This is a genomic window from Bradyrhizobium sp. in8p8 (assembly GCF_000426845.1).
GTDB lineage: Bacteria > Pseudomonadota > Alphaproteobacteria > Rhizobiales > Xanthobacteraceae > Bradyrhizobium > Bradyrhizobium japonicum_C.
In genome coordinates, this window is sequence record NZ_AUGD01000046.1 from 1 (window position 1) to 2,558 (window position 2,558).

At 66.7% G+C, this 2,558-nt stretch carries 2 protein-coding genes; both read left to right on the forward strand.

The window, feature by feature from the left end:
• The coding region (locus K408_RS0136670) for a lytic transglycosylase domain-containing protein (RefSeq protein ID WP_028146160.1) at nucleotides 1-692 on the forward strand (692 nt) is incomplete at its 5' end.
• Nucleotides 693-936: 244 nt separating this feature from the next.
• Nucleotides 937-2,558: relaxase/mobilization nuclease domain-containing protein (locus K408_RS0136675; RefSeq protein ID WP_028146161.1), on the forward strand; the 1,622-nt coding region annotated here is incomplete at its 3' end.

The window sequence follows — 2,558 nt, forward strand, 5'->3', positions numbered from 1 at the left end:
TTTCCGGCCTTAGCCTCGCGAGCATCATGCCGGCGATCACGATGGCGCAGGACTTGGGCGCCGATCGACCGTCGCCACGCGATCCCTATGGCGATCATATCGCCGAGGCTTCGCGGCGCTTCGGCGTTCCGATCGCATGGATCAGGGCGGTGATGCGTGCCGAAAGTGCAGGCGATCCACGCGCCCTTTCGCCGAAGGGCGCGATGGGCCTGATGCAGATCATGCCGCCCACTTGGGCAGGCTTGCGCCTTCGCCACCGTCTCGGCGCTGATCCTTATGATCCGCATGACAACATCATCGCCGGCGCCGGCTACATCCGCGAGCTGTTCGATCGCTACGGATCGCCCGGCTGGATCGCGGCCTACAATGCCGGTCCTGGTCGTTACGAGGACTCGCTGAAGGGCCGGGCGCTGCCCGCGGAAACGCGCGCCTATGTCGCCATCGTCGCGCCGTCGGTGACCAGCGGCGATGCGACTTGGCCGATCGTGGCCGCCGCGGCCGATGCACTCGCCTGGACACGCGCGCCGCTGTTCATCGCGCAAGCTGAGCGCATATCGATACCCGTTCCCGTACCGGCCGAGCGCGCTTCCGATGCCGCGATGACGACATCGTCCGTGCGCGATGTTTCCGCCATCGAGCCGCAGTCGGGCGGGCTGTTTGTCCCGCGTTCGGGCCAAAGGAATGCGCCATGAGCAGCCCGGTTCCTGATCGCACGATAGCGTGCTCAAGCGCGTCATGGTGTGCGTTGAGGGTAGAGGCAGGCAACACGACCGGACGATGGCAGGATAAAAGGCCGCGAGGTGCGGCTTGGGTCGGTTGTGGTTTTTCAATAGGTTATGAGGCGATTTCGCGATGTGCGGGATTTCCCCGCACCTCACGACTACGCCGATTTTCCTGCGATTTCCTGTGCTTGGCGCGATGTGCGAGGCATCAGCCATGACCGGCGACAGTGATTTCCGCATCCGGCCGGGCCGCATCCGCTCGACCCGTGCGCAGCAGGCTCGTCCCTTCATCGCGCAGGCTCTCGCCGCGGCGAAGAAGGCCGGGGCCGGCGTCTCACGCTCCGGCCGGATCGTGTCCGGCAACCGCTCGCGCTTCGGGCGGGGCCAGCGTGCGAGCATCCAGGCGAACCGGCTGCTCACCGCGCGAACGCGCGACGCTGTCATCAAGGCGCGCGTCGTGCGCCAGACATCGCGCTCGGCGCCGCTCGCGACCCACCTCAATTATCTGCGCCGCGAAGGCGTGACCCGCGATGGGGAGAAGGCCCATCTCTTCGGTCCCGGGGGCGACGACGCCGATCCGAAGGCCTTTGCGGAACGGTGCCAGGACGACCGCCACCATTTCCGGTTCATCGTCTCGCCCGACGATGCGCCCGACATGGCCGACCTGCGGTCCTTCACCCGCGATCTCGTCACGCAGATGGAAAAGGATCTCGACACCCGCCTCGATTGGGTGGCGGTCGACCACTGGAACACCGAGCATCCCCATGTCCACCTGATCGTGCGCGGGGTCCGTGACGACGGGCAGGACCTCGTCATCTCACGCGACTACATCAAGGAAGGAATGCGCGACCGCGCGCGTGACCTCATCACGCAGGAATTAGGGCCGCGCACCGACCTCGACATCCAGCGCAGCCTGAAACGCCAGGTCGATGCCGAGCGCTTCACGCAGCTTGACCGCCAGCTTATCCGCGATGGCCATGCCACGGGCGTCATCGAGACGGCGATCGATCCGAACGTCCGGCTCGACGAATTTCATGCGCTGAAGGTCGGACGGCTCCGCAAGCTGGAAACACTCGGCCTCGCCGAGCAGGTCGGCCCCGGTCAATGGGCGATCGACACGAAGGCCGAGGCGACTCTGCGTGAACTCGGCGAGCGCGGCGACATCATCAAACGCATGCACCGGGCTTTGACGGATCGCGGCATCGAACGCGGCTCGGCGGGCTATGTGCTCGCGGCCGAAAGCCTCGATGCGCCCGTGATCGGCCGATTGGTCGATCGCGGTCTTGATGACGAGCTGAAGGGCTCCGCCTACGCCGTGGTCGACGGCGTCGACGGCCGCACCCATCACATCAAGCTGCCCGACCTCGAAGCCGCCGGCGACAGCGCGCCGGGCTCGATCGTCGAACTGCGCAAGTTCGACGACGCACAAGGACAGCGCCGCGTCGCAATCGCCGTCCGCTCCGACCTCGACATCGACCGGCAGATCACGGCAACAGGCGCGACCTGGCTCGATCGGCAGAACATCGCGCGCGAACCTGCCGCCCTGTCCGAGGCCGGCTTCGGCGCCGAGGTACGGCAGGCGCTGGATCGACGCGCGGATCATCTGGTCGGACAGGGCTTCGGCGAGCGACACGGCCAGCGTGTCACCTTCAATCGCGGGCTGATCGACACGCTGCGCCGTCGCGAGCTGGAAGCGGCCGGCGAAAAACTCTCCGCCGAAACAGGCCAGCCGTTCAATCGCGCGGGAAGCGGCGAGTATGTTGCCGGCACCTACCGCCAGCGTTTGGCACTCGCCTCCGGCCGCTTTGCCATGCTGGACGACGGCCTCGGCTTCCA